This window comes from Aliisedimentitalea scapharcae (assembly GCF_045277565.1).
Lineage (GTDB): Bacteria > Pseudomonadota > Alphaproteobacteria > Rhodobacterales > Rhodobacteraceae > Aliisedimentitalea > Aliisedimentitalea scapharcae.
The window spans coordinates 382,866-402,991 of record NZ_CP123584.1; the positions used below are offsets into that span (position 1 = coordinate 382,866).

Annotated in this window: 21 protein-coding genes and 1 riboswitch; of the genes, 8 read left to right on the forward strand and 13 right to left on the reverse strand. The window is 61.1% G+C overall.

From position 1 onward, the window contains the following. Position 1 precedes the first annotated feature (1 nt). Positions 2-946 (reverse strand): GlxA family transcriptional regulator, encoded by a 945-nt coding sequence (locus QEZ52_RS01885; protein ID WP_406647496.1) that lies wholly within the window; start codon positions 944-946, stop codon positions 2-4. A gap of 36 nt (positions 947-982) precedes the next feature. Beyond that, on the reverse strand, positions 983-1,618 hold the full coding sequence (locus QEZ52_RS01890) for a class I SAM-dependent methyltransferase (RefSeq protein WP_406647498.1): 636 nt from the start codon (positions 1,616-1,618) through the stop codon (positions 983-985). A gap of 74 nt (positions 1,619-1,692) precedes the next feature. Here QEZ52_RS01890 and QEZ52_RS01895 point away from each other — a divergent pair, with 74 nt between their 5' ends. The 3 genes from QEZ52_RS01895 to QEZ52_RS01905 all read left to right on the forward strand — a co-directional run bounded on the left by QEZ52_RS01895 (position 1,693) and on the right by QEZ52_RS01905 (position 4,060). Continuing rightward, positions 1,693-2,529, forward strand: coding sequence for an SDR family oxidoreductase (locus QEZ52_RS01895; protein WP_406647500.1), 837 nt, complete (start codon positions 1,693-1,695; stop codon positions 2,527-2,529). A gap of 84 nt (positions 2,530-2,613) precedes the next feature. Further along, positions 2,614-3,330 carry a class II aldolase/adducin family protein gene (locus QEZ52_RS01900; RefSeq protein ID WP_406647502.1) on the forward strand — a complete coding sequence of 239 codons (717 nt, stop codon included), beginning with the start codon at positions 2,614-2,616 and terminating at the stop codon, positions 3,328-3,330. Next, positions 3,320-4,060 (forward strand): hypothetical protein, encoded by a 741-nt coding sequence (locus QEZ52_RS01905; RefSeq protein WP_406647504.1) that lies wholly within the window; start codon positions 3,320-3,322, stop codon positions 4,058-4,060. Before QEZ52_RS01900 ends, QEZ52_RS01905 begins: the two co-directional genes overlap by 11 nt. On the opposite strand, the gene dxs is transcribed toward QEZ52_RS01905, so the two are convergent. From dxs to QEZ52_RS01940, 7 genes are all read right to left on the reverse strand, one after another. After that, positions 4,061-5,989 carry a 1-deoxy-D-xylulose-5-phosphate synthase gene (dxs, locus tag QEZ52_RS01910; RefSeq protein WP_406647506.1) on the reverse strand — a complete coding sequence of 643 codons (1,929 nt, stop codon included), beginning with the start codon at positions 5,987-5,989 and terminating at the stop codon, positions 4,061-4,063. Positions 5,990-6,027: 38 nt separating this feature from the next. Continuing rightward, a complete protein-coding gene (locus QEZ52_RS01915) occupies positions 6,028-6,894 on the reverse strand; it encodes a polyprenyl synthetase family protein (RefSeq protein WP_406647508.1) in 867 nt (288 codons plus the stop codon). Positions 6,895-6,898: 4 nt separating this feature from the next. Next, complete coding sequence (locus tag QEZ52_RS01920) at positions 6,899-7,141, reverse strand: exodeoxyribonuclease VII small subunit (protein ID WP_406647510.1); 243 nt, start codon at positions 7,139-7,141, stop codon at positions 6,899-6,901. Next, positions 7,138-8,076 (reverse strand): histone deacetylase family protein, encoded by a 939-nt coding sequence (locus QEZ52_RS01925; protein ID WP_406647512.1) that lies wholly within the window; start codon positions 8,074-8,076, stop codon positions 7,138-7,140. The genes QEZ52_RS01920 and QEZ52_RS01925 overlap by 4 nt, the downstream gene beginning before the upstream one ends. 250 nt (positions 8,077-8,326) lie before the next feature. Next, positions 8,327-8,812: a hypothetical protein gene (locus QEZ52_RS01930; protein WP_406647514.1), complete on the reverse strand. Its 486-nt coding sequence runs from the start codon at positions 8,810-8,812 to the stop codon at positions 8,327-8,329. A 188-nt stretch (positions 8,813-9,000) separates the two neighbouring features. After that, complete coding sequence (locus QEZ52_RS01935) at positions 9,001-9,702, reverse strand: response regulator (protein WP_406647516.1); 702 nt, start codon at positions 9,700-9,702, stop codon at positions 9,001-9,003. Next, a complete protein-coding gene (locus QEZ52_RS01940) occupies positions 9,699-10,211 on the reverse strand; it encodes a MarR family winged helix-turn-helix transcriptional regulator (RefSeq protein ID WP_406647518.1) in 513 nt (170 codons plus the stop codon). Before QEZ52_RS01940 ends, QEZ52_RS01935 begins: the two co-directional genes overlap by 4 nt. Positions 10,212-10,371: 160 nt before the next feature. On the opposite strand from QEZ52_RS01940, the gene QEZ52_RS01945 reads away from it, so the two are divergent. Beyond that, entirely contained in the window at positions 10,372-11,238 is an 867-nt protein-coding gene (locus tag QEZ52_RS01945; protein WP_406647520.1) for a branched-chain amino acid aminotransferase, read from the forward strand. A gap of 61 nt (positions 11,239-11,299) precedes the next feature. On the opposite strand, the gene QEZ52_RS01950 is transcribed toward QEZ52_RS01945, so the two are convergent. Continuing rightward, a complete protein-coding gene (locus tag QEZ52_RS01950; RefSeq protein ID WP_406647522.1) occupies positions 11,300-12,238 on the reverse strand; it encodes a DMT family transporter in 939 nt (312 codons plus the stop codon). Between the two features lie 95 nt (positions 12,239-12,333). On the opposite strand from QEZ52_RS01950, the gene QEZ52_RS01955 reads away from it, so the two are divergent. Then, positions 12,334-13,836 carry a malonate--CoA ligase gene (locus QEZ52_RS01955; RefSeq protein ID WP_406647525.1) on the forward strand — a complete coding sequence of 501 codons (1,503 nt, stop codon included), beginning with the start codon at positions 12,334-12,336 and terminating at the stop codon, positions 13,834-13,836. A gap of 12 nt (positions 13,837-13,848) precedes the next feature. Here the strand turns inward: QEZ52_RS01955 and QEZ52_RS01960 are convergent, their stop codons facing one another. The 3 genes from QEZ52_RS01960 to aroC are packed head-to-tail and all read right to left on the reverse strand — an operon-like array spanning position 13,849 to position 16,570. Continuing rightward, positions 13,849-14,793: an AEC family transporter gene (locus tag QEZ52_RS01960; protein ID WP_406647527.1), complete on the reverse strand. Its 945-nt coding sequence runs from the start codon at positions 14,791-14,793 to the stop codon at positions 13,849-13,851. After that, positions 14,790-15,467: an HD domain-containing protein gene (locus QEZ52_RS01965; protein WP_406647529.1), complete on the reverse strand. Its 678-nt coding sequence runs from the start codon at positions 15,465-15,467 to the stop codon at positions 14,790-14,792. The genes QEZ52_RS01960 and QEZ52_RS01965 overlap by 4 nt, the downstream gene beginning before the upstream one ends. Further along, positions 15,467-16,570 (reverse strand): chorismate synthase, encoded by a 1,104-nt coding sequence (aroC, locus tag QEZ52_RS01970; protein ID WP_406647531.1) that lies wholly within the window; start codon positions 16,568-16,570, stop codon positions 15,467-15,469. Before aroC ends, QEZ52_RS01965 begins: the two co-directional genes overlap by 1 nt. A 222-nt stretch (positions 16,571-16,792) precedes the next feature. Continuing rightward, a riboswitch (TPP riboswitch) is annotated at positions 16,793-16,885 on the forward strand. A 32-nt stretch (positions 16,886-16,917) separates the two neighbouring features. Between aroC and thiB the strand changes: the two genes are divergently transcribed. Genes thiB through QEZ52_RS01985 form a run of 3 tightly spaced genes read left to right on the forward strand, consistent with a single transcriptional unit; the run spans position 16,918 to position 20,106 of the window. Next, positions 16,918-17,895 carry a thiamine ABC transporter substrate binding subunit gene (thiB, locus tag QEZ52_RS01975; RefSeq protein WP_406647534.1) on the forward strand — a complete coding sequence of 326 codons (978 nt, stop codon included), beginning with the start codon at positions 16,918-16,920 and terminating at the stop codon, positions 17,893-17,895. Further along, positions 17,871-19,427: a thiamine/thiamine pyrophosphate ABC transporter permease ThiP gene (locus QEZ52_RS01980; RefSeq protein WP_406647536.1), complete on the forward strand. Its 1,557-nt coding sequence runs from the start codon at positions 17,871-17,873 to the stop codon at positions 19,425-19,427. The genes thiB and QEZ52_RS01980 overlap by 25 nt, the downstream gene beginning before the upstream one ends. Continuing rightward, positions 19,414-20,106, forward strand: a complete 693-nt coding sequence (locus QEZ52_RS01985; protein ID WP_406647538.1) for an ATP-binding cassette domain-containing protein — start codon at positions 19,414-19,416, stop codon at positions 20,104-20,106. The genes QEZ52_RS01980 and QEZ52_RS01985 overlap by 14 nt, the downstream gene beginning before the upstream one ends. The last annotated feature ends 20 nt before the right edge of the window (positions 20,107-20,126 follow it).

The following is a 20,126-nucleotide window of genomic DNA, read 5'->3' on the forward strand; positions in this document are numbered from 1 at the left end:
CCTATTGCCCGGTCGATCGCAGGGATCGGGGCGTCACCCCGAATTCGGTGCGAAAGGCGCGGGTCAGGGCGCTGGGGTCCTCGTAGCCGCTGCGCAGGGCAATTTCGGCAACGCTCAGACCTGTTTCCAGCACCAGTTTGCGGGCCTGTATCAGGCGAAGCCTGCGATAGATTGCCTGGGGTGTGGCCCCCAGTTCTGATCGCATCCGGGATTCGAGATCTTTTTGACTGCGCCCGGTCTGACGGGCGATGGCCCCGATGGGCAAGGGGTGCTCCAGATGTGCCTGCATCACCGCAATGGCCCGGGCCACCGATTTTGATCGCCCCATCAGGGTGCCCTGCTCGCCGGTGGCTTCGGGGCTCATGAACAATGTGGCCACTTCCAGCCGCAGGGCCTGGCCCTGTTGCTGGCTGATCAGCTCCAGAATAGTTTCAAAGGCGGCCAGCGCACCGGAACAGGTGATGCGATTGCCGTCCTGAACGTGGCGCACCCGTTCGGCGTCGACATCGGGAAAGGTTTCGGTAAAGCGGTTCAGCTCTTCCCAGTGGATGGTAGCGCGGCGCCCGTCCAACAGCCCGGCGGTGGCGAGCAACCATGCCCCGGTATCAAAGCCCGCCATCACACGGTACCTGCGGTCCGCCGCCCGCAGGGCCCGGTTTGCACCAACGGTGGCATGGCGCAGGAAATCATAGCTGGGCATGGCAATCAGGATGTCGCCGCTGCATTCGGACAGCTTGGCATGGGCCCGCACCTCCATCCCCGACGACGACACAGCCGGCGCGCCATCCAGTGTCAGGAACCGCCATTCATAAACCGATCGCGCAGCAAATTCATTGGCCGCCCGCAGCGGTTCGACCGTATTGGCCAGACACAGGGCGGAAAAGGCGTCGAACAACAGCACGTCAACCTGTTGCGTGGCCATCGGATCAGAGTGCCATTTCTGCATGAGCCGGGTCTAACCCTGCACGGTCCATGGGACAAGTCAGGTTTTGCGGAACAGGGCAATCAACGCGGTGTCATCCCGGTGCGGGCCGGTGGCGCGGTCGCCATAGATCCGGTGTTCGGGCAGGGACAGGTTGTGAATGCGTCGATCTGATTGAAGTTGGTCAAACATCTCGGCAAATCCACGGTCCTGAAAATGCCGCGCGTTGATCGACAGGGAAAACAGCGCATCACGTCGGGCAATGCGCAGCAGCAGCGGAATGGCGTCGGGCCCGACATGGCCATGGGTAAAGGTGCCAGAGGATACGAACCCGGCATAGCTGTCGCGCGGCATCGGCACGCCCTGCATCAGGTTCGCTTCGATGGCGTCGCGATAGATGTCCTTGCGCAGGGCCTGTTCCAGCATATCGGGGCTGATGTCTGTGGCGTCGATGGTCCGAATTCCCAATTGGGTGAGCCAGAACCCGCACAGCCCGGTCCCGGCACCGATGTCCAGCACGGGTCCGCGGCCGCTGGCGTTGACGAAACAGCGCGCGGTGATTTCCGGCAGCAGATAATCCTGATCCGCGGCAAAATTCTGATCATAGGATTCCGCCCAATCGGCATACAGCTGCTTTGCCCCCTCGGGGGTGTCCAGCGCATAGGCGGACTGTAGATCAGGGTTTGCGCGTTTCATGCAGACATGAAAAGGGGGTTTTGGATTCGAATCAAGTCTTGCGCTTGGTGCCGCATCGCAGCATCAATAGGCGTATGAATAAAACGCTTCTGTGTCTTGGATTTGGTTACTCGGCGCGAGCGCTGGCGCAACAGCTGGTGCCGCAGGGATGGCGAGTCATCGGAACCACCCGTGATCGTCTGGCCCCTGTTGATGGGGTTGAAGTGCTGCAATGGCCGGGGGACGAGATCCCGTTGGACGGTGTCACCCATATCCTGAGTTCGATTGCACCAACTGCTCAGGGCGATCCGATCCTGATTGAGATGCGCGACCAGATTGCACGCGCGCCGGATCTGGAATGGGTCGGGTATCTGTCCACCACCGCCGTTTACGGAGATCGGGGTGGCGATTGGGTTGACGAGGCATCGGATCTGAGCCCGGCCAGCCCGCGTGGACAGTGGCGTGTGGATGCCGAACGCGCCTGGCAGGCCATCGACGGTCTGCCGCTGCACATATTTCGGCTGGCCGGGATCTATGGCCCCGGGCGTGGTCCGTTTTCCAAGCTGAAGTCGGGCAACCTGCGCCGGATCATCAAATCGGGACAGGTCTTTTCGCGGATTCATGTGGATGACATCGCCCAGGTTCTGGTGGCGTCGATGACACAACCCAATCCGGGCGCAATTTATAACGTCTGTGACGATGAACCGGTGCCGCCGCAGGATGTCATCGGCTATGCCGCCGAATTGCAGGGGCTGCCCTTGCCCCCCGAAGTTGCGTTTGAGGACGCGGATATGACCCCGATGGCGCGCAGTTTCTATTCGGAAAACAAACGCGTGCGCAATGATCGGATCAAGGACGAGCTGGGCGTGCAGTTGATTTATCCGGACTATCGGACCGGGTTAGAGGCGCTGGTTGCGGCGGAAAGCATCTAGGATCAATTTGCGACATGCCTGTGCCGGAACTGGAAGGGATCGTGCCTGTTTTCTCTGCCTAGCTTGAGCGGAAGAGGGAGGACGATGATGCAGTTTTGGGATGAACGGGTTGAATTGGCGGCAGTGCTGCGGCTGGCGGCGCGGGGCGGCTGGCAGCGTGGCGTGGACAATCATTTTTCGCTGGCGGTGGGGGATGGATTGTTTCTGGTCAACGCCCGCGGTCTGCATTGGTCCGAAGTCACGGCGTCCAATCTGTTGTTGCTGGATCATGATGGGTCCGTGATCGAAGGTGACGGTACGGTCGAGGCGTCGGCGTTCTACATCCATTCCCACATCCATCGCACGGTGCCATCGGCGACCTGTGTGCTGCATGCCCATCCCACGTATGCGACCGCGCTGGGCTGTGTCACCGGTGGGCGGCTGGAAAATTGCCATCAGGACGCGCTGCGGTTTTATGGGCGGGTCGCCTATGATGATGGGTTCAATGGCTCGGCCTTTGGCGATGACGAAGGCAGCCGGATCGCCAATACCATCGGCAATGGGTCCATCGTGGTAATGGCGCATCACGGAATCACGGTCGTCGGCCCGAGCGTGGCCAAGGCCTATGATGATTTTTACAATTTCGAGGTCGCCTGTGAATATCAGATCACGGCGATGTCGACGGGCCAACCGTTGGCCATCATGCCCGAAGCGCAGGCCGCGAAACTGGCCCCGACCATGTTCGACGACGAACAGACCAACATGCATTTCGCCGCAATGCTGCGGATGCTGGACCGCGAAGAGCCGGAGTATGCGCATTAGCGATCAGGGCGAACAGCAGAGCAGAAGGGAAAGCGATATGGATGACGCGGCCTTTCAGGCGTATCTTCAATCGTCGTTGAACCCGCTGCATGCCTATTTACGCATTGCCCGCACGATGCAGGCAATTTGGCTGGATCAATGCGCCGAAGAAGGGCGTCCGGTTGATCAAGTGGCCTTTGCCGATCTGGCGGAGAAGATCACATTTGAATCCCGCGCCCGAGCGCTGGAGATGCGTGGGATGACGGATTGTTTTGTCCACATCCAGTCACAGGGGTTGGAGTTTCTGTATTACAACGACCTGGCGGGGACATTCTGGGGGTATGACGGCGTCGCTATTCAGCCCAATGGGCGACCCGTAATCTATGAGGCCAAGGCAACGGCGCGTCCAATTGCAAAAAGCGCGGGTCGATATCTGCGCAAGACACGTCACAAGGGGCGTCAATTGGGGTGGGAGTGGTGCTGGTCAACATTGACGGAATGCGCCTGTCTGGGGGCAAGCGCCTATGTTTTTCTGGCGCTGGTCCGCCCCATGATCGAAGGGCGATGCGATCGTCGGCTGCTGGTGTCCCGCTGTCAGTGGGATGGGGCCGATTGGGACAGTTGCGAAATCCGCGTGTTCAACGAAGACGAGCTGATGCCCGCAGATCGGGAGCCGTTTGATTTTGTCAAACAGCGGGAATGGTTGAAAGAGATCGACCGCGCGTGCCCCGAGGAACGCCCGAGGCCGTGATCAGGCCCGTTTCTCTCCAATCGACGCGATGCCGAGAACGTCCAGAACCTTGGCTTCGATCTGGGGGGCGTTCATGGCGGCGGTGGCGTACATGTCGGCGGGGCTGGATTGATCGATGAACGTATCGGGCAGCACCATTGCGCGGAATTTCAAGCCGTCGTCAAAGACACCCTCATCGGCGAGCATCTGGGCCACATGGCTGCCGAACCCGCCCACGGCTCCTTCTTCGATGGTGATCAGGGCCTCGTGATCGGCGGCCAATTGCAGGATCATGTCACGGTCCAGCGGTTTGGCAAACCGCGCGTCGGCGATGGTGGGGGTGATGCCCTTGGCCGCCAGGGATTCGGCGGCTTTGCGCACCTCGCCCAGACGGGTGCCGAAGGACAGCAGCGCCACGCGTTTTCCGGTCTGGATCATCCGACCCTTGCCGATTTCCAGCACCTCGGGCGTTTCGGGCATTTCGACACCTTCGCCTTCGCCACGGGGATAGCGGAAGGCAATCGGGCCGGCGTCATGCGCGGCGGCGGTGGCAACCATATGCACCAATTCGGCCTCATCCGCGGCGGCCATGACGACCATACCGGGCAGGTTGGACATGAACCCGATGTCGAATGACCCCGCGTGGGTCGCGCCATCTGCGCCGACCAACCCGGCACGGTCGATGGCAAAGCGCACGGGCAGGCGTTGGATGGCCACGTCGTGCACCACCTGATCGTAGCCGCGTTGCAGGAAGGTCGAATACATCGCGCAGAACGGTTTCATCCCACCGGCAGCCAGCGCGGCGGCAAAGGTCACCCCATGCTGTTCGGCAATGCCCACGTCAAAACAGCGCGACGGATAGCGTTCGGCCATCAGGTTCAACCCGGTGCCGTCGGGCATCGCGGCGGTCACGGCACAGATCTTGTCATCCTTGGCGGCCAGTTTGACCAGCTCATCCCCGAAGACATTGGTGTAGGAGGGCGCGTTTGAGGGGGCCTTTTTCTGTTCGCCGGTGATGACGTCGAATTTGGCGGTGGCATGGCCCCGGTCGCGGGCGGCCTCGGCGGGGCCGTAGCCCTTGCCCTTTTTGGTCAGCACGTGGATCAGCACCGGACCGGTGGCGCGCGCCTTGACCGTGCGCAGAACCGGCAGCAATTGGTGCAGGTCGTGCCCGTCGATGGGGCCGAGATAGGAGAAGCCCAGTGCCTCGAACAACGTACCACCCACGGCCATGCCTTTGAGCATGTCCTTGGCGCGTTTGGCCCCTTCGCGGAAGGGTTCGGGCAGCAGGGAGACCGCGCCCTTAGCGGCGGCCTTGAGCTCCTGAAACGGTTCTTCGGCGTAAAGGCGCGACAGATAGGAGGACAGCGCGCCAACGGGGGGCGCAATGCTCATCTCGTTGTCGTTCAGGATCACGAACATGCGTTTGTCCAGATGCCCGGCATTGTTCATCGCCTCGAACGCCATGCCCGCCGACATCGACCCATCACCGATCACGGCGATGGCATCGCCGTTGCCTTCGGGAATCACCCCGCCCAGATCGCGGGCGGTGGCAAAGCCCAATGCCGCGCTGATCGAGGTCGAGCTGTGCGCCGCACCGAACGGGTCATAGGGAGATTCGGAGCGTTTGGTGAATCCGGACAGGCCGTCCTTCATCCGCAGGGTGCGGATGCGATCGCGCCGTTCGGTCAGGATCTTGTGCGGGTAACATTGGTGGGACACGTCCCAGATCAGCTTGTCCCGCGGGGTGTCGAACACCGCGTGCAATGCCACAGTCAATTCGACCACGCCCAGACCTGCGCCCAGATGGCCGCCGGTGACGGACACGGCGGACACGGTTTCAGAACGCAATTCAGAGGCCAGTTGAATCAATTGGCCATCGCTGAGCGATTTCAGATCAGCGGGGCGCTGGATCTGATCCAAAAGCGGGGTCTGGGGCCGGTCTGACATGGCGTCTCCACAAGGGTTCGCTGTGTGTGTTCGTTGGTTCAGCTGTCACGCGCAATAACGAAGCGTGCGGCTTCCTTCAAGGTTTCAGCCCGATCACCGTAAATTGCCAGCGCGTCGCAGGCCTGATCGGCCAGCTCGGCAGCGCGGGATTTGGCTGTTTCAAGCCCGAGCAGGGACACGAATGTTGCCTTGCCTGCATCGGCGTCCTTTTGCACGCGTTTGCCGACCTTTGCCTCGTCCCCTTCGACATCCAAGATGTCGTCAGCGATCTGAAAGGCAAGACCCAGCGCATCGGCATACTGACGCAGGGCGGTGCTGTCGGCCCCGGACATCACCGCACCCGCAGTGGCGGACCAGGAGATCAGGCAGCCGGTTTTGCGGTTCTGCAGTTTGGTGATCTGATCCAGTGTCAGCGGTTCGCTGGCGGTTTCGGCCGCCATATCCAGCATCTGACCCGACACCATGCCGTCCTTGCCTGCGTCCTGTGCCAGGCCCCGGATCAGAGACAGCGCATTGGGGCCAAGGGTCGGATCGGACAGCAGTTCAAAGGCGAGGGTCTGGAGTGCGTCCCCGGCCAGCACGGCCAGGTCTTCGCCAAATTTGCGGTGCACGGTGGGCTGACCCCGGCGCAGGTCGTCATCGTCCATGCAAGGCAGGTCGTCATGCACCAGAGAATAGGCATGGATGCATTCGATGGCCAGTGCCGCCCTGAGCGCCACCCCCTGGTCCACGTCATGCAACCGTGCGCTTGCCAGAACCAGGAACCCACGCAGCATCTTGCCTCCGACGATGGCATAGCGCATGGCCTCGAGCAGCCGGTCATCCCCGGCCAGCACTTTGTTGGCATACCCGGTGACCAGACGCTGTGCGTCTGCCAGGGAATTGGCAAATTGGGTCGTGGTCATGCAGTTATCCGGCATCCAGCGGGGCCGTGCCCATTGGGGTGCCCTCTTCATCCAATGTGATGGCGGCGACCTTTTCCTTGGCGCGCTGCAATTCATCCTTGCAGCGTTTTTTCAATGCTGCACCGCGTTCATAGAGCGAGATCGACGCATCCAGCGCCACATCTCCGCGTTCCAGCTGATCGACCACAGTCTCCAGCTCTTTCATCGCCTGTTCAAAACTCATTTCTTCGACGGGGGTCTGGGTCATGTTGCGGCCTTCATCAATTCTTGCACATGCGCCTTGGTTGCAGCGGCTAGGGCGTTCAGATCATATCCGCCTTCCAAAGTCGAGACGATACGCCCCTGGCACAGCTCATCGGCGAGCGCGCACAATTCGGCCGTGATCCAGGCAAAATCACCGGTGGACCAGTTCAGATTGGCCAGCGGGTCGTCCTGATGGGCATCGAACCCGGCAGAGATGATGATCAGTTCGGGTTTGAAGGCGCGCAGGCGCGGGAAGGCCTGGGATTCATAGGCGGCTTTCATCTCGGCTCCGCCTGAATCGGGGGCCAGCGGCATGTTCAGGATATTGCCGTGGGCGCCGTCTTCGTCGGGGCGGCCCGACCCGGGCCACAGCGGCATCTGCTGTGAGGTGATGACCAGGGCGCGCGGGTCGTCCCACAGCAGATCCTGGGTTCCGTTGCCGTGATGGACGTCGAAGTCAACCACGGCCACACGGTTCAGCCCGTGGTGATCCAGCGCGTGTTTCGCAGCCAGCGCCGCATTGCCAAACAGACAGAACCCCATCGCGGTTTCGGTTTCGGCGTGGTGCCCCGGCGGGCGTATCGCGGCAAAGGCATTCTGGACGTCCCCGCCCAGCACCATGTCCACGCCGCGCACCGCGGCGCCTGCCGCGCGAAAAGCCGCGTCCAACGATCCCGGAGACAGGAACGTATCGCCGTCGATCTGTGCAAATCCATCCGAGGGCAAGCCCCGACGCAGGTTGTCCAGATAACCTGCGGGATGGACACGCAGAATGTCGTCTTCAGCCGCCATCGGGGCCGATACACGGATCAGGTCGAGCGGTTCCAGCGCATGCAGGACATGTTCCAGCCGCGCCACCCGCTCCGGGTGACCCTGTGGCGTTACATGGGTCAGGCAATCGGCATGGGTGATGAGGGCCGTTTTTGCGGCGTTGGTCATGGGGAGATGGTCCTGTCGCGGCGTCAAGATGGGGCGAGATTAGTTTGCAATCCGAGCAGGGGAAACCGGTTTTTTATGCACCATTGCCCGAGAGGGGCCGGGGCTGTGCCCCGTGGCCGTTTCGGACTTGGGGCTCTGCCCCAAACCCCGAGGTATTTGGGACCAGAAAGAAGCAGCAGGCCCGTCAGCCCGAAAGGGTGCGCGCAGCCCCTGGTTCCCGGTTTTACGCAACTACAGCGGTCTGGCGTGCTCAGCCCATTTCGTCCTGACAGGCGATGGCGGCTTCGAGGCCGACCATGGTGCCGCCGAGGTCAATGGCCATGACTTCGCCGTGTTCGTTATACAGTGTCATCGTATATTTTGCCGCGATATCGAACAGGAAATCGGAGTTGGTAAAATAGATGTCGGCACCGGGCACGTCGTTCAGGTAAATGCCTTGGGCTTCGCCTTCGTATTCCTGACCGTCCAGATCAAAGAGGATCGGATATGTTTCGCCTTCGACGATGTCCCCCCAGGATTCATTGAAAGCGGTGATGTAGCCCGCGCCTTCGGTGCGATCAAATCCGATGCGGACAACGCTGCCATCCTGATACGCTGCCTGAATCAGGCATCCGTCGCCCAGTGTCGGGTCAATCATTACGTCCCAGCCCCCGGCTTCGCCCCAGGGTTCAAGTTGCTGTGCCACAGCGCAAAATGGCAGCGCGGCCAGAAACAGGGTGGTCGTCAGGATTTTCATTTCGTGTCCTCCATAGTGCGGCGGCTGCTGCATCTGTGCGGAGCAGGTGCAGCGTCGATTTTAGCCGCGCGGGTCGATCAACTGGAATTCATGCACCCAGAATACACGGGCGATGCGGGTTTGTCTTTTCTTAATCCATGAGCTGTTGGCCCAGGGGTGTTCGGCCCGCCAGCCGCGGTGGGTCAGGATCAATCCGGTGCCAGCATGTAGCCCGCGCCGCGCACGGTTTGCAGGTACCGCGGCTGTTTGGGGTTGGGTTCGATCTTGCGCCGCAGGCGGGTGATCTGCACATCCACAGCGCGTTCCTGTGCCTGTCCCCGGTCGCGCCCCAGGTCTTCGACCAGCTTGGCCCGGCTGATTGGTTCGCCGGGTTGCGCGGAAAAGATCTTCATCAATTGGGTCTCTGTGGCAGTCAGCCGGACCAGCGCGTCGCCCTGCCACATTTCGCTGCGTTCGATATCGTAGCGGATCGGGCCCAGGTGCAGGATCTTTGGCACGGTGTCCTGGACAGGGGTTTCAGGCATGCGGCGCAGAATGGCATTGATCCTGAGCAAAAGCTCCTTGGGTTCAAAGGGTTTGACCAAGTAATCGTCTGCCCCGGCCTCCAGCCCGGCAATCCGGTGTTCGGTCTCGCCTTTGGCGGTCAAAAGCATGACGGGGGTGGTGTTGGTCTCGCGGATGGCGCGGGTCAGGCTGACGCCGTCTTCTCCGGGCATCATCACGTCGATCACGATCAGATCGAAATCCAACCCGGACAAGACCCGCCGGGCGTGGGCGGCATCCCGTGCAGCGGTGACCAAAAACCCGTTGCGGACCAGAAATTTCTTGAGCAGATCCCGGATGCGTTCATCATCATCCACGATCAGCAGGTGGGCGTCCAAATCACTCATGTGCTGCTATCCCGCAATTTTCCATAGGCCCGGCGCATGTCCGGATCCATCATGGCCTCGAGAACCTTTTTAAAACCTGAAACTGCATCCGGGCCAGCTTCCTTGTAGGCGGCCCGCATCCGGGTGCGCTGGGCGTCAGAGAGTTTTGATTCCAGAGTGCGCCCATCTTCGGTCAGGAACAAGTGACGTTCGCGTTTGTCGACGGTGCCCACCCGGCTTTCGACCAACCCGTCATCGATCAGGGTGCGCAGCACCCGGTTCAACGATTGTTTGGTGACACCAAGGATGGCCAGCAGGTTGTTCACCGTGGTGCCCGGCGCGCGGTTGATGAAATGGATCGCCCGGTGATGGGCCCGCCCATAGGCCATTTCCACCAGAATGCGGTCCGGATCCGCGGTGAACCCGCGATAGGCAAAGAACATTGCCTCGATTCCCTGACGCAGTTGTTCATCCGTCAGAAACAGCAGGCTTTCGCCGCCAAACCCCGGCGCTGATCGACCCTCAGACATGGCTCGTGTCCTTTTCTGGTTTTGTTACAGTTTAAGTCAGCCTTGTTGACATTCCAAGAGCAAAGAGGTATCGAATCGCTGTTTTGGCGCAATATTATGTCCGGTTCGGTCGTAAAGAGCGCAATATTCGTAAAGCAACCCCGCGTCAGGAGGATTTGGTATGTCGGGTTATGATGATCGGGACGGTCTGATCTGGATGGATGGAGAGATGGTCAATTGGCGTGATGCCAAGGTCCATATTCTGACTCATGCCATGCATTATGCCAGTTCCGTATTTGAAGGCGAACGGGCGTATAACGGCAAGATTTTCAAAAGCCGCGAACACTCCGAGCGGTTGATTGCCTCCGCCGAGGCGCTGGACATGCCGATGCCCTATACGGTCGATCAGATCGAAGCGGCCAAGGAAGAAACGCTGAAGGCCAGCGGTCTGACCGACGCCTATGTGCGTGCGTTGGTCTGGCGTGGGTCGGGCGAAGACATGGGTGTCGCATCGGCCAAGAACCCGGTTCGGATGGCGATCGCCGTCTGGGGCTGGGGCGCCTATTACGGCGACGCCAAGATGAAAGGCGCCAAGCTGGACATCGCGGAATGGAAACGGCCCAGCCCGGAAACCATTCCGGTTCATGCCAAGGCCGCCGGTCTGTACATGATCTGCACCATCTCCAAGCACAAGGCCGAAGCCAAAGGCTGTTCGGATGCGTTGTTCATGGATTGGCGCGGTTATGTAGCCGAAGCCACCGGTGCCAACGTGTTTTTCGTCAAGGGTGGCGAAGTGCACACACCGCTGGCCGATTGCTTTTTGAACGGGATCACCCGGCAGACCGTGATCGGGATGCTCAAGGACAAGGGCATCACCGTGCATGAACGTCGGATCAAACCCGAAGAGATGGCGGATTTCGAACAGTGCTGGCTGACAGGTACTGCGGCCGAGGTGACTCCGGTGGGGCAGATCGGGGATTATACGTTCGAGGTTGGTGATCTGACCCGTGGAATTGCCGAAGATTACGAGAAGCTGGTACGCAGCTGATCTCACGCGACTTGGGGTTTGAAAACGGGCGTCCATATGGGCGCCCGTATTTCGTTTGCGCTCAATTCTTTGGGTCTGTTGCAGCGCGGGTGCGGCGGCGGTCCAGGCCCAGGCGGCTTTCGCGCCAGATGACCAGGATGTTGCCGGCAATGACCAAGGTCGCCCCGGCCAGCATGACCCAGGTCGGTAATTCCGCGAACCAGACATAGCCGATGATGATGGCAAACAGCATCGACATATAGTCATAGGGCGCCAGCATCGACGCCGGGCCAAAACGATAGGAAGAGGTCACAAGGATCTGTGCGATACCGCCGACCAAACCGGCCCCAATCAGCAGCAGGGTCGTTTGCAGGTCCGGCACCACCCAGCCAAATGGCAGGGTCAGCAGGGACAGACCGGATGCGGTGGCCGAGAAATAGAATACGATGGCTGCGGTGTGGTCTGTCTGGACCAGCTTGCGCAGGTGGATCTGGACCATCGCCCGGGCCATGGTCGCGAGCAGAACGCAGATCGCGCCCAGCGTGGCGGTATCGCTCATGTCTGCGCCGCCGCCCAACCGGGGCCAGATCATGATCAACACCCCGACCAACCCGATGGCCACCGCAGACAGGCGCACCAACCGGATTGTTTCGCCCAGCAAAAGCGCTGCGAGGATGACTGTAAAAATGGGGGTGGCATAGCCGATGGCCGTGACTTCGGGCAGCGGCAGCAACCCCAAACCGGTAAATGTCAGCGCCATCGCAGATGTCCCCAACACCCCACGCCAGACGTGACCCATCGGATTCTTGGCAACAAACCCGTGGCGCAAGTCGCCCCGGATCGCCAACCAGACAACGATGACGGGAATCGCAAAGAACGAGCGGAAGAACACCGCTTCGCCCGCAGGCACAACATCCGATGTCGCCTTGATCACACCGGACATGGCAGTAAACAGGCCGATGGCGGTCACTTTGAGAAAAACCGCGAGAATCGGTCGATGCGATGTTAATGATTGTGCCATGGCCGCGACCCTGCGCCTCAGCGACCGAAAGATCAACGGGTTGATTTTGCTTTGCCGCATGACGCAAAACGGAGCCATCAGCCGGAGCGACCAGAATGTATGACACCAACCATTTGATTTCCCGATTACATGCGGCATCACGCGGGCATGAAACCCGGAACTTTGCGCGGTTTCCAGCGCGGGCCAGTGTCACCTTTGGTGAGCTGTTTGCCGGGGCCGAACGCAATGCGGCGGCTTTGGTGGCGATGGGGGTGCAACCGGGGGACCGCGTTGCCGTGCAGGTTCACAAGACGATCGAAGCGATCCAGCTGTACCTGGGAACGGTGATGGCGGGGGGCGTGTTTCTGCCGCTGAATACCGCCTATACCACGTCCGAAGTCGCTTATTTCCTGGGGGATGCGACACCACGCGTTGTGGTGTGTGATCCGGACCGGTCGGAGGCAATACGCGGGATCTCCGGAGATGCGCGGGTGGTGACGCTGGATGCCAAAGGCAATGGTACGCTGACCGAGTCCGTCGTGGGCCGGGGGGCGTTTACCCCGGTGGCGCGCGGGGCACAGGATCTGGCTGCTATCCTCTATACGTCGGGGACCACCGGGCGGTCCAAGGGCGCGATGCTGAGCCATGACAATCTGGCGTCGAATTCAGAGATGTTAAAGGAATACTGGCGGTTCACGGACCAGGATGTGCTGATCCATGCCCTGCCGATCTTTCACACGCACGGGCTGTTTGTGGCGACCAATGTGGCGCTGTTGGCCGGGGCGGGGGTTGTGTTCCTGCCGGGCTTTGACGCGGACGCCATTCTGGAGGCGATGCCGAACGCCACCGCTTTGATGGGGGTACCGACGTTCTATACCCGCCTGTTGGCGGATGAGCGGCTGACGCGGGAACGGGCAGCCAACATGCGTCTGTTCATTTCGGGATCGGCACCCTTGTTGGTTGAGACCCACGAGCTGTGGGAAGCGCGCACCGGTCATCGGATCCTGGAACGCTATGGCATGACCGAAACCAATATGAGCACCTCGAACCCTTATGAGGGGGAACGGCGCGCTGGCACGGTGGGTTTCCCGCTGCCCGGCGTCGAGGCGCGGATCATGGTAGATGGCGTCCCGGTGCCGACGGGCGAGACCGGGGTTTTGGAAGTGCGCGGATCAAATGTGTTTCAGGGCTATTGGCAGATGCCCGAGAAAACCGCCGAAGAGCTGCGCCCGGACGGGTGGTTCATCACCGGCGATCTGGCCCGGATGGACAGTGATGGCTATGTCACCATCGTGGGGCGCGAAAAGGATCTGATCATCACCGGCGGGTTCAATGTTTACCCAAAGGAGGTCGAAAGCCTGATCGACGATATGCCGGGGGTGCTGGAGAGTGCCGTCATTGGGGCACCACATCCCGATTTCGGCGAGGCGGTCGTGGCCATCGTTGTGGCAACTGATCCGGAATTGCAGGCGGATCAGGTGCGGGAGACGTTGGCCGCAGACCTGGCAAAGTTCAAGCAGCCCAAGCAGGTGATCCTGGTGCCGGAGCTGCCCCGTAACACCATGGGCAAGGTTCAGAAAAAGGCGCTGCGCGAGGAATACGCCGGTTTGTTTGCCTAAGGGTCCCGGGCCTTAGGTCAGGAACAGAAGGAACAGGTTGAGCGTGACAAAGGCGGTTGTTGTGGCCCCCAGCATGGCGATCGACGCGGCACCTTCGAGCCCCTGTTTCTGGGCCAGAACCGTATAGATGCCGAACATCGGCATCGCCGCCGACAGGATTGCTGCGCTGTGGAAATCCGGGGTCAGCGCGATCCAGCCCAAAGCGCTCAGCGTCAGAGCCGCACCGGCAACCAGCCCGGGGTGGATCAGTAGTTTGGTCATGGTGATCTGCGCGGCCAATCCCCGGTTGCCATGCAGCGGCAGGCCGACCAGTGATCCACCGATCACCACCAGCGACAATGCCGAGGCCGAGGCCGCCAGCATACCGGTCAGGCGGGTAAAGGGGGCGGGCAGAGGGACATTGACAAGCGAGACCGCCAGGCCCAGCAACAGCCCGATCACCATCGGCATTTTCAACACATTGAACAGAATTGCTCCGATGTGGCGCAGCAATGATTCCTGTCGGTTGCCCGATGCGCCTTCCATCAGCAACAGGCACAGCGGCACCAACAGGATGTTTTCGACTAGCAGGTTCAGAGCCAGGATGATTTCGGCCTGGGCCGGGAAAGCCAGCAACATGATCGGAAACCCGATGAAAGCATTGTTGGGACAGGTCGAGCCCATAACGCCCAACGCGCGCCGTTGCGGGTCAGTGCCGCGCAGGGTGAACAAGATCCAGGCGGTGGCGATGGTCGCCAGCCCCCCCAACCCATAGGCCAGCATGTAATCGGGTTGAAACACATCCGCGATCCGGCGCGACGCCACCGCATTGAACAGCAGCGCGGGCAGGGCGATATTCAGGACATATTTGCCCAGCGTGCGCATTTCGGCAGCGGCGAACCAGCCTTTTGCCACCACCAGATACCCCAGCGCGATTGCGCCATAGATCGGGAAGGTGATCGCCAGGATCTGGGTCATGTCAGTAGGTCAGACCAATGGTTGGGCAGGTCGGTGTCGATCTCTTTGGACAATTGTTCGAGATAGGCCAGCATCAGCTTGGCCCGTTTTTCGGCAATCTCGCGGCCCTTGGTGGTGACCATTTCCTTGGGCAGCTGCAGCAGTTTCAGGTGCCAATGGTCGATGGACCAATCCTGATCATCCAGCGGACGGTCGGCGGCAAAGGGATCGGCCGGATCATAGATCGCGCGCCTCATGCTGCCTGCGACAATGAACGTGCGGGCAATGCCGATGGCACCCAATGCGTCCAGCCGGTCCGCGTCACGCAGGATTTCGGCTTCGGTCGATTGCGCCGGGATACCGGCGGAATAGCTGTGCGCCGCAATGGCGTGTTGGGCGGCTTTGATTTCGGCCCCGGTATACCCCAGGTCCTGCAGGATCGGCACGGCGCGCTGGGCCGATAGGGTCGAAGCCTCGGCCCGATTGGGGGCGTCCTTGGGCAGGTTGACCAGATCGTGCAGATAGGCCGCAGCCATCAGAACCCGCAGGTTTACAGAGTCTTCGTGATCGGCCTGATGGCGGGCAATACGGTGGGCATTGGTCCAGACCCGATCCAGATGGGCCAGATCATGCGCCGGATCCTGATCCATCTGCTGGGCGACAAGGCGGCGCAGCCGCGCGTGAATGTCCTGCATCAGCCGATCGTGCCCTGGTTTTCGCCAATCTGACCACGATGCAGCAGCAGGTGATCCAGAATCACACAGGCCATCATCGCTTCGGCCACGGGCACGGCGCGGATGCCGACGCAGGGGTCATGACGACCCTTGGTAATGACTTCGATGGCGGTGCCGTCCTTGCGGATCGACTGACGCGGGGTCAGGATCGACGAGGTCGGTTTGACCGCAAAGCGCACCACCACGTCCTGTCCGGTGGAAATACCGCCCAGAATGCCGCCCGCGTGGTTCGACGAATATTCGGGACCGTTTTCGCCCATATAGATCTCGTCGGCGTTTTCCGTGCCACGCAACAGGGCTGCGGCCATGCCTTCGCCGATTTCGACGCCTTTGACCGCGTTGATCGACATCATCGCGGCGGCCAGATCGGTGTCGAGCTTGCCATAGATCGGAGCGCCGATCCCGGCGGGCACATTCCGGGCCACCACTTCGACAATGGCACCGACCGAATCGTGATCCTTGCGCAGCTTTTGCAGGTAGTCTTCCCATGCCTGCGCCTGATCTGCGCCCTGGGGGATCCAGAAATCATTCTGGTCAATCGCGTCCCAGTCGAATTGGGACCGGTCGATCTCCATCTCGCCCATGCGGGTCATGTAGCCTTTGATTTCCAGGTCAGGGACCAGTGCCTTGATCGCCGCGCGTGCGACGCCACCGGCGGCGACACGGGCTGCGGTTTCCCGGGCCGAGCTGCGCCCGCCACCGCGATAATCGCGGTTGCCGTATTTCTGGTGATAGGTGATGTCAGCGTGGCCGGGGCGAAACGTCTGGGCGATTTCGCCATAATCGCGCGACCGCTGGTCGGTGTTTTCGATCATCAGCTGAATCGGAGTGCCGGTGGATTTTCCGTCAAACACACCCGACAGGATTTTCACCGCATCCGGTTCGTTGCGCTGGGTTGTATTCTTGTTCTGACCCGGGCGGCGTTTGTCGAGCCAGAGTTGCAGCATCTCGGGTTCGATTGCCACATTGGGTGGGCACCCGTCCACGGTCGCACCCAATGCGGGTCCGTGGCTTTCACCCCAGGTGGTGACGCGGAAGAGGTGGCCAAAGCTGTTCATCGACATGGGACGCGGTCTCCTTTGGGGGATGTGATTAGCGACGCGTGGTCAGGGGCTCAAGCGGATTCGCGTGTTGGGATGTGGGTTGGGGGCGCTGCCCCCGTCACCTTTGGTGACTCCCCCGGGATATTTGGGGCCAGATGAACAGGGGATCAGTCCACTTGGTCCTGACTGTTAGGGCCTGATGGCTGCCATAGCTTGTGTTTGGTGGCATTGCGGCCTAGGGTCTGCGCCACCTCGGGGTGCACCATTGGTGCTGAGATGACACCCGTTGAACCTGAACCGGCTAAAACCGGCGGAGGGAAGGTTTCGGAGACATCCACCCTTGCCCTATCGCCGCAAAGGAGGATGAGATGAAACATCTTGCATTTGCAGCGGGACTTTTGAGCGCGACGGCAGCCTATGCCGAAACGCCTGAATTGACCGTTTATACCTATGACAGCTTTGTCTCCGATTGGGGCCCGGGCCCGGCGGTGGAAAAAGCGTTCGAAGACGTCTGTGGCTGTGACCTGAAGCTGGTCGGTGCCGGCGATGGTGCGGCGTTGCTGGCGCGGGTCAAGCTGGAAGGCGCACGGTCCGACGCAGATATCGTGCTGGGGTTGGACACCAATCTGACCGCTGCTGCGGCTGAAACCGGGCTGTTCGCCGTCCATGATGTGCGCGCCGATTATGCGTTGCCGGTCAGCTGGGAAGATCCGCTGTTCGTACCCTATGATTGGGGGTATTTCGCGTTCGTGCATAATGCCGATGCTGCCGCGCCGACGGATTTCAAGGCGCTGGGCGCCAGCGACAAGAAAATAGTGATTCAGGACCCGCGGTCGTCCACGCCCGGTTTGGGCCTGCTATTGTGGGTCAAGGCGGCCTATGGCGATGAGGCCCCGGCGATCTGGGAGGGGCTGGCCGACAATGTGGTCACCGTGACCAAAGGCTGGTCTGAAGCCTATGGCCTGTTTCTGGAGGGCGAAGCGGACATGGTGTTGTCCTATACGACATCTCCTGCTTATCACCTGATTGCCGAAGAAGATGCGTCCAAGGCAGCAGCATCATTCAGCGAAGGCCATTATATGCAGGTCGAAGTGGCCGGCAAGCTGGCCGCCAGCGACCAACCCGAACTGGCCGATCAATTCCTGGCGTTCATGGTGTCGGATGCGTTCCAGTCGATTATCCCCACGACCAATTGGATGTACCCGGCGGTCACTCCGGCGGCCGGTTTGCCGGATGGATTTGACACGTTGGTGACGCCCGAGAAATCGCTTTTGTTGCCTGCCTCCGAAGCGGCAGCCGTGCGGGATGTAGCCTTGGGCGAATGGCTCGGCGCGCTGAGCCAGTAAGCGCAGCCTCTGGGATTTGCGCGGCGATTGCTGTTGCCGCGCTGATTCTGGGGACGTTGTGCGCCGTTGTTTGGCGGGCCGAGGCCGGGTCGGGTCTGGGCCCGTCCGATTGGGCGGCGCTGCGGTTCACCGTGTTTCAGGCCAGCCTGTCGGCGCTGTTCAGCGTCGGGCTTGCGATTCCTGTGGCGCGGGCTTTGGCGCGGCGCAGGTTCTTTGGTCGCCGCCTTTTGATCGGGCTGTTGGGTGCGCCGTTTATCCTGCCGGTGATTGTTGCCATCTTGGGATTGCTCGAAGTGTTTGGGCGCGCCGGGTGGATCAGTACGGCATTGGGCTGGATCGGGATGGAGCCGATCCGCATTTATGGCCTGCATGGTGTCGTGCTGGCGCATGTGTTTTTCAATTTGCCGCTGGCAACCCGGTTGATCCTGCAAGGATGGCAGGAGATCCCGGCAGAACGGTTTCGTCTGGCCGCACAATTGGGTGCCGATGGTCGGGATATGTTCCGCCTGTTGGAGGTGCCGATGCTGCGTCAGGTGGTGCCGGGGGTGTTGGCGGTGGTTTTTGCAATCTGCCTGACCAGCTTTGCCGTGGCGTTGACCCTGGGTGGCGGGCCGCGTGCGACAACAATTGAATTGGCAATCTATCAGGCGTTTCGGTTTGATTTTGATCTGGGTCGGGCGGCGCTGCTGTCGGGCCTTCAGCTGGTGTTGACCGGATTGGCGGCCTGGGTCGCGTTGCGGGTGTCGGTAGGCGAAGGATTTGGCGGCGGGTTGGACCGGCTGGTCAGACGCTGGGATGGAGAGAGCCCGGGCGCACGCGCCGTCGATGCCGGGTGGATCTGTGCCGCGGCGGCATTTTTGCTTTTGCCGTTGATGGCCATCGTGGTGTCCGGGGCACCGGGGTTGGTCGACTTGCCCTGGGCGGTTTTACAGGCCGCAATGACATCGATTGGGGTGGCTGCCGCCAGCACGTTGGTTCTGTTGCTGTTGGCTTTGCCAATGGCGGTGGCCGTGGCGCTGGGTCATGGTGGCGCAATCGAAATATCCGGAGTGCTGGGATTGGCGGCGTCGCCTTTGGTGATTGGCACCGGGTTGTTCGTGGTCATTCATCCCTTTGCAGATCCCAGCGATTTTGCTCTGATCGTGACGGCTGTGGTCAATGCGGTGATGGCGTTGCCCTTTGCGCTGCGGATCCTGGTGCCACAGGCCCGGTCTGTGGTGGCGCGCTATGGCAAGCTGACCCTGTCGCTGGACATGGACGGTTGGCCATTCGTAAGGCGCGTTCTGCTGCCGCGGATGCGGGCGCAGATCGGATTTGCCGCCGGGTTGGCGGCGGCGCTGTCGATGGGGGATCTGGGGGTCATTGCGTTGTTCGCGGATCATGAGCTGGCGACATTGCCCTTGCAGATCTATCGATTGATGGGGGCCTATCGGATGGAAGCCGCCGCCGGGGCGGCGCTGTTGCTGTTGGGTTTGTCGATGGGGGCATTTTGGGTTTTGGACCGGGGAGGGCGTTGGCATGCTGAAGCTTGAGAAATGTCGCATCTCCAACGGCGGTTTTGATCTGAGCGCAGATCTGTGCGTTTCGCGGGGTGCGCGCGTGGCGGTCATTGGCCCATCCGGGGCAGGCAAGACCACCCTGATCGAGGCGATCGCCGGGTTTTTGCCCTTTGCCGCGGGGACGTTGCGGTGGGATGGTCAGGATCTGGGCGCGATGGCACCGGGCAAGCGGCCTGTTGCGATGTTGTTCCAGGATGGCAATCTGTTTCCGCATTTGAGCGTGGCGCAGAATGTCGGGCTGGGGATTCGGGCCGATCTGCGGTTGGACACGCAGGACACCGCACGGGTTGAACAGGCAGTGAACCGGGTTGGGTTGGACGGTATGGGCGATCGCAAACCTGCGGCGCTGTCCGGGGGACAGCAAAGCCGGGTGGCATTGGCCCGGGTGCTGGTGCAGGGGCGCGATTTGCTGTTGCTGGATGAACCCTTTGCCGCGCTGGGGCCCGCATTAAAGGCCGAGATGCTGGATCTGGTGGCGGACCTGATCGCGGAAACCGGTGCGACTCTGATGATGGTGAGCCACGATCCGAATGACGCGCGCCGGATCGCCGATCAGGTGATATTGGTGGCAGACGGTCAGGCGCATGCGCCAGTGGCGACGGCGGAATTGCTGGACAATCCGCCGCCTGCGTTGCGGGCCTATCTGGGGTGACAGGCGCGCGATTTACCTAG

What these genes read in the sequence shown, in the direction of transcription:
- QEZ52_RS01885 (WP_406647496.1), bottom strand. Translation starts at nt 946, where the DNA reads ATGCAGAAATGGCACTCTGATCCGATGGCCACGCAACAGGTTGACGTG.
- QEZ52_RS01890 (WP_406647498.1), bottom strand. Translation starts at nt 1,618, where the DNA reads ATGAAACGCGCAAACCCTGATCTACAGTCCGCCTATGCGCTGGACACC.
- QEZ52_RS01895 (WP_406647500.1), top strand. Translation starts at nt 1,693, where the DNA reads ATGAATAAAACGCTTCTGTGTCTTGGATTTGGTTACTCGGCGCGAGCG.
- QEZ52_RS01900 (WP_406647502.1), top strand. Translation starts at nt 2,614, where the DNA reads ATGATGCAGTTTTGGGATGAACGGGTTGAATTGGCGGCAGTGCTGCGG.
- QEZ52_RS01905 (WP_406647504.1), top strand. Translation starts at nt 3,320, where the DNA reads ATGCGCATTAGCGATCAGGGCGAACAGCAGAGCAGAAGGGAAAGCGAT.
- dxs (WP_406647506.1), bottom strand. Translation starts at nt 5,989, where the DNA reads ATGTCAGACCGGCCCCAGACCCCGCTTTTGGATCAGATCCAGCGCCCC.
- QEZ52_RS01915 (WP_406647508.1), bottom strand. Translation starts at nt 6,894, where the DNA reads ATGACCACGACCCAATTTGCCAATTCCCTGGCAGACGCACAGCGTCTG.
- QEZ52_RS01920 (WP_406647510.1), bottom strand. Translation starts at nt 7,141, where the DNA reads ATGACCCAGACCCCCGTCGAAGAAATGAGTTTTGAACAGGCGATGAAA.
- QEZ52_RS01925 (WP_406647512.1), bottom strand. Translation starts at nt 8,076, where the DNA reads ATGACCAACGCCGCAAAAACGGCCCTCATCACCCATGCCGATTGCCTG.
- QEZ52_RS01930 (WP_406647514.1), bottom strand. Translation starts at nt 8,812, where the DNA reads ATGAAAATCCTGACGACCACCCTGTTTCTGGCCGCGCTGCCATTTTGC.
- QEZ52_RS01935 (WP_406647516.1), bottom strand. Translation starts at nt 9,702, where the DNA reads ATGAGTGATTTGGACGCCCACCTGCTGATCGTGGATGATGATGAACGC.
- QEZ52_RS01940 (WP_406647518.1), bottom strand. Translation starts at nt 10,211, where the DNA reads ATGTCTGAGGGTCGATCAGCGCCGGGGTTTGGCGGCGAAAGCCTGCTG.
- QEZ52_RS01945 (WP_406647520.1), top strand. Translation starts at nt 10,372, where the DNA reads ATGTCGGGTTATGATGATCGGGACGGTCTGATCTGGATGGATGGAGAG.
- QEZ52_RS01950 (WP_406647522.1), bottom strand. Translation starts at nt 12,238, where the DNA reads ATGGCACAATCATTAACATCGCATCGACCGATTCTCGCGGTTTTTCTC.
- QEZ52_RS01955 (WP_406647525.1), top strand. Translation starts at nt 12,334, where the DNA reads ATGTATGACACCAACCATTTGATTTCCCGATTACATGCGGCATCACGC.
- QEZ52_RS01960 (WP_406647527.1), bottom strand. Translation starts at nt 14,793, where the DNA reads ATGACCCAGATCCTGGCGATCACCTTCCCGATCTATGGCGCAATCGCG.
- QEZ52_RS01965 (WP_406647529.1), bottom strand. Translation starts at nt 15,467, where the DNA reads ATGCAGGACATTCACGCGCGGCTGCGCCGCCTTGTCGCCCAGCAGATG.
- aroC (WP_406647531.1), bottom strand. Translation starts at nt 16,570, where the DNA reads ATGTCGATGAACAGCTTTGGCCACCTCTTCCGCGTCACCACCTGGGGT.
- thiB (WP_406647534.1), top strand. Translation starts at nt 16,918, where the DNA reads ATGAAACATCTTGCATTTGCAGCGGGACTTTTGAGCGCGACGGCAGCC.
- QEZ52_RS01980 (WP_406647536.1), top strand. Translation starts at nt 17,871, where the DNA reads ATGGCTCGGCGCGCTGAGCCAGTAAGCGCAGCCTCTGGGATTTGCGCG.
- QEZ52_RS01985 (WP_406647538.1), top strand. Translation starts at nt 19,414, where the DNA reads ATGCTGAAGCTTGAGAAATGTCGCATCTCCAACGGCGGTTTTGATCTG.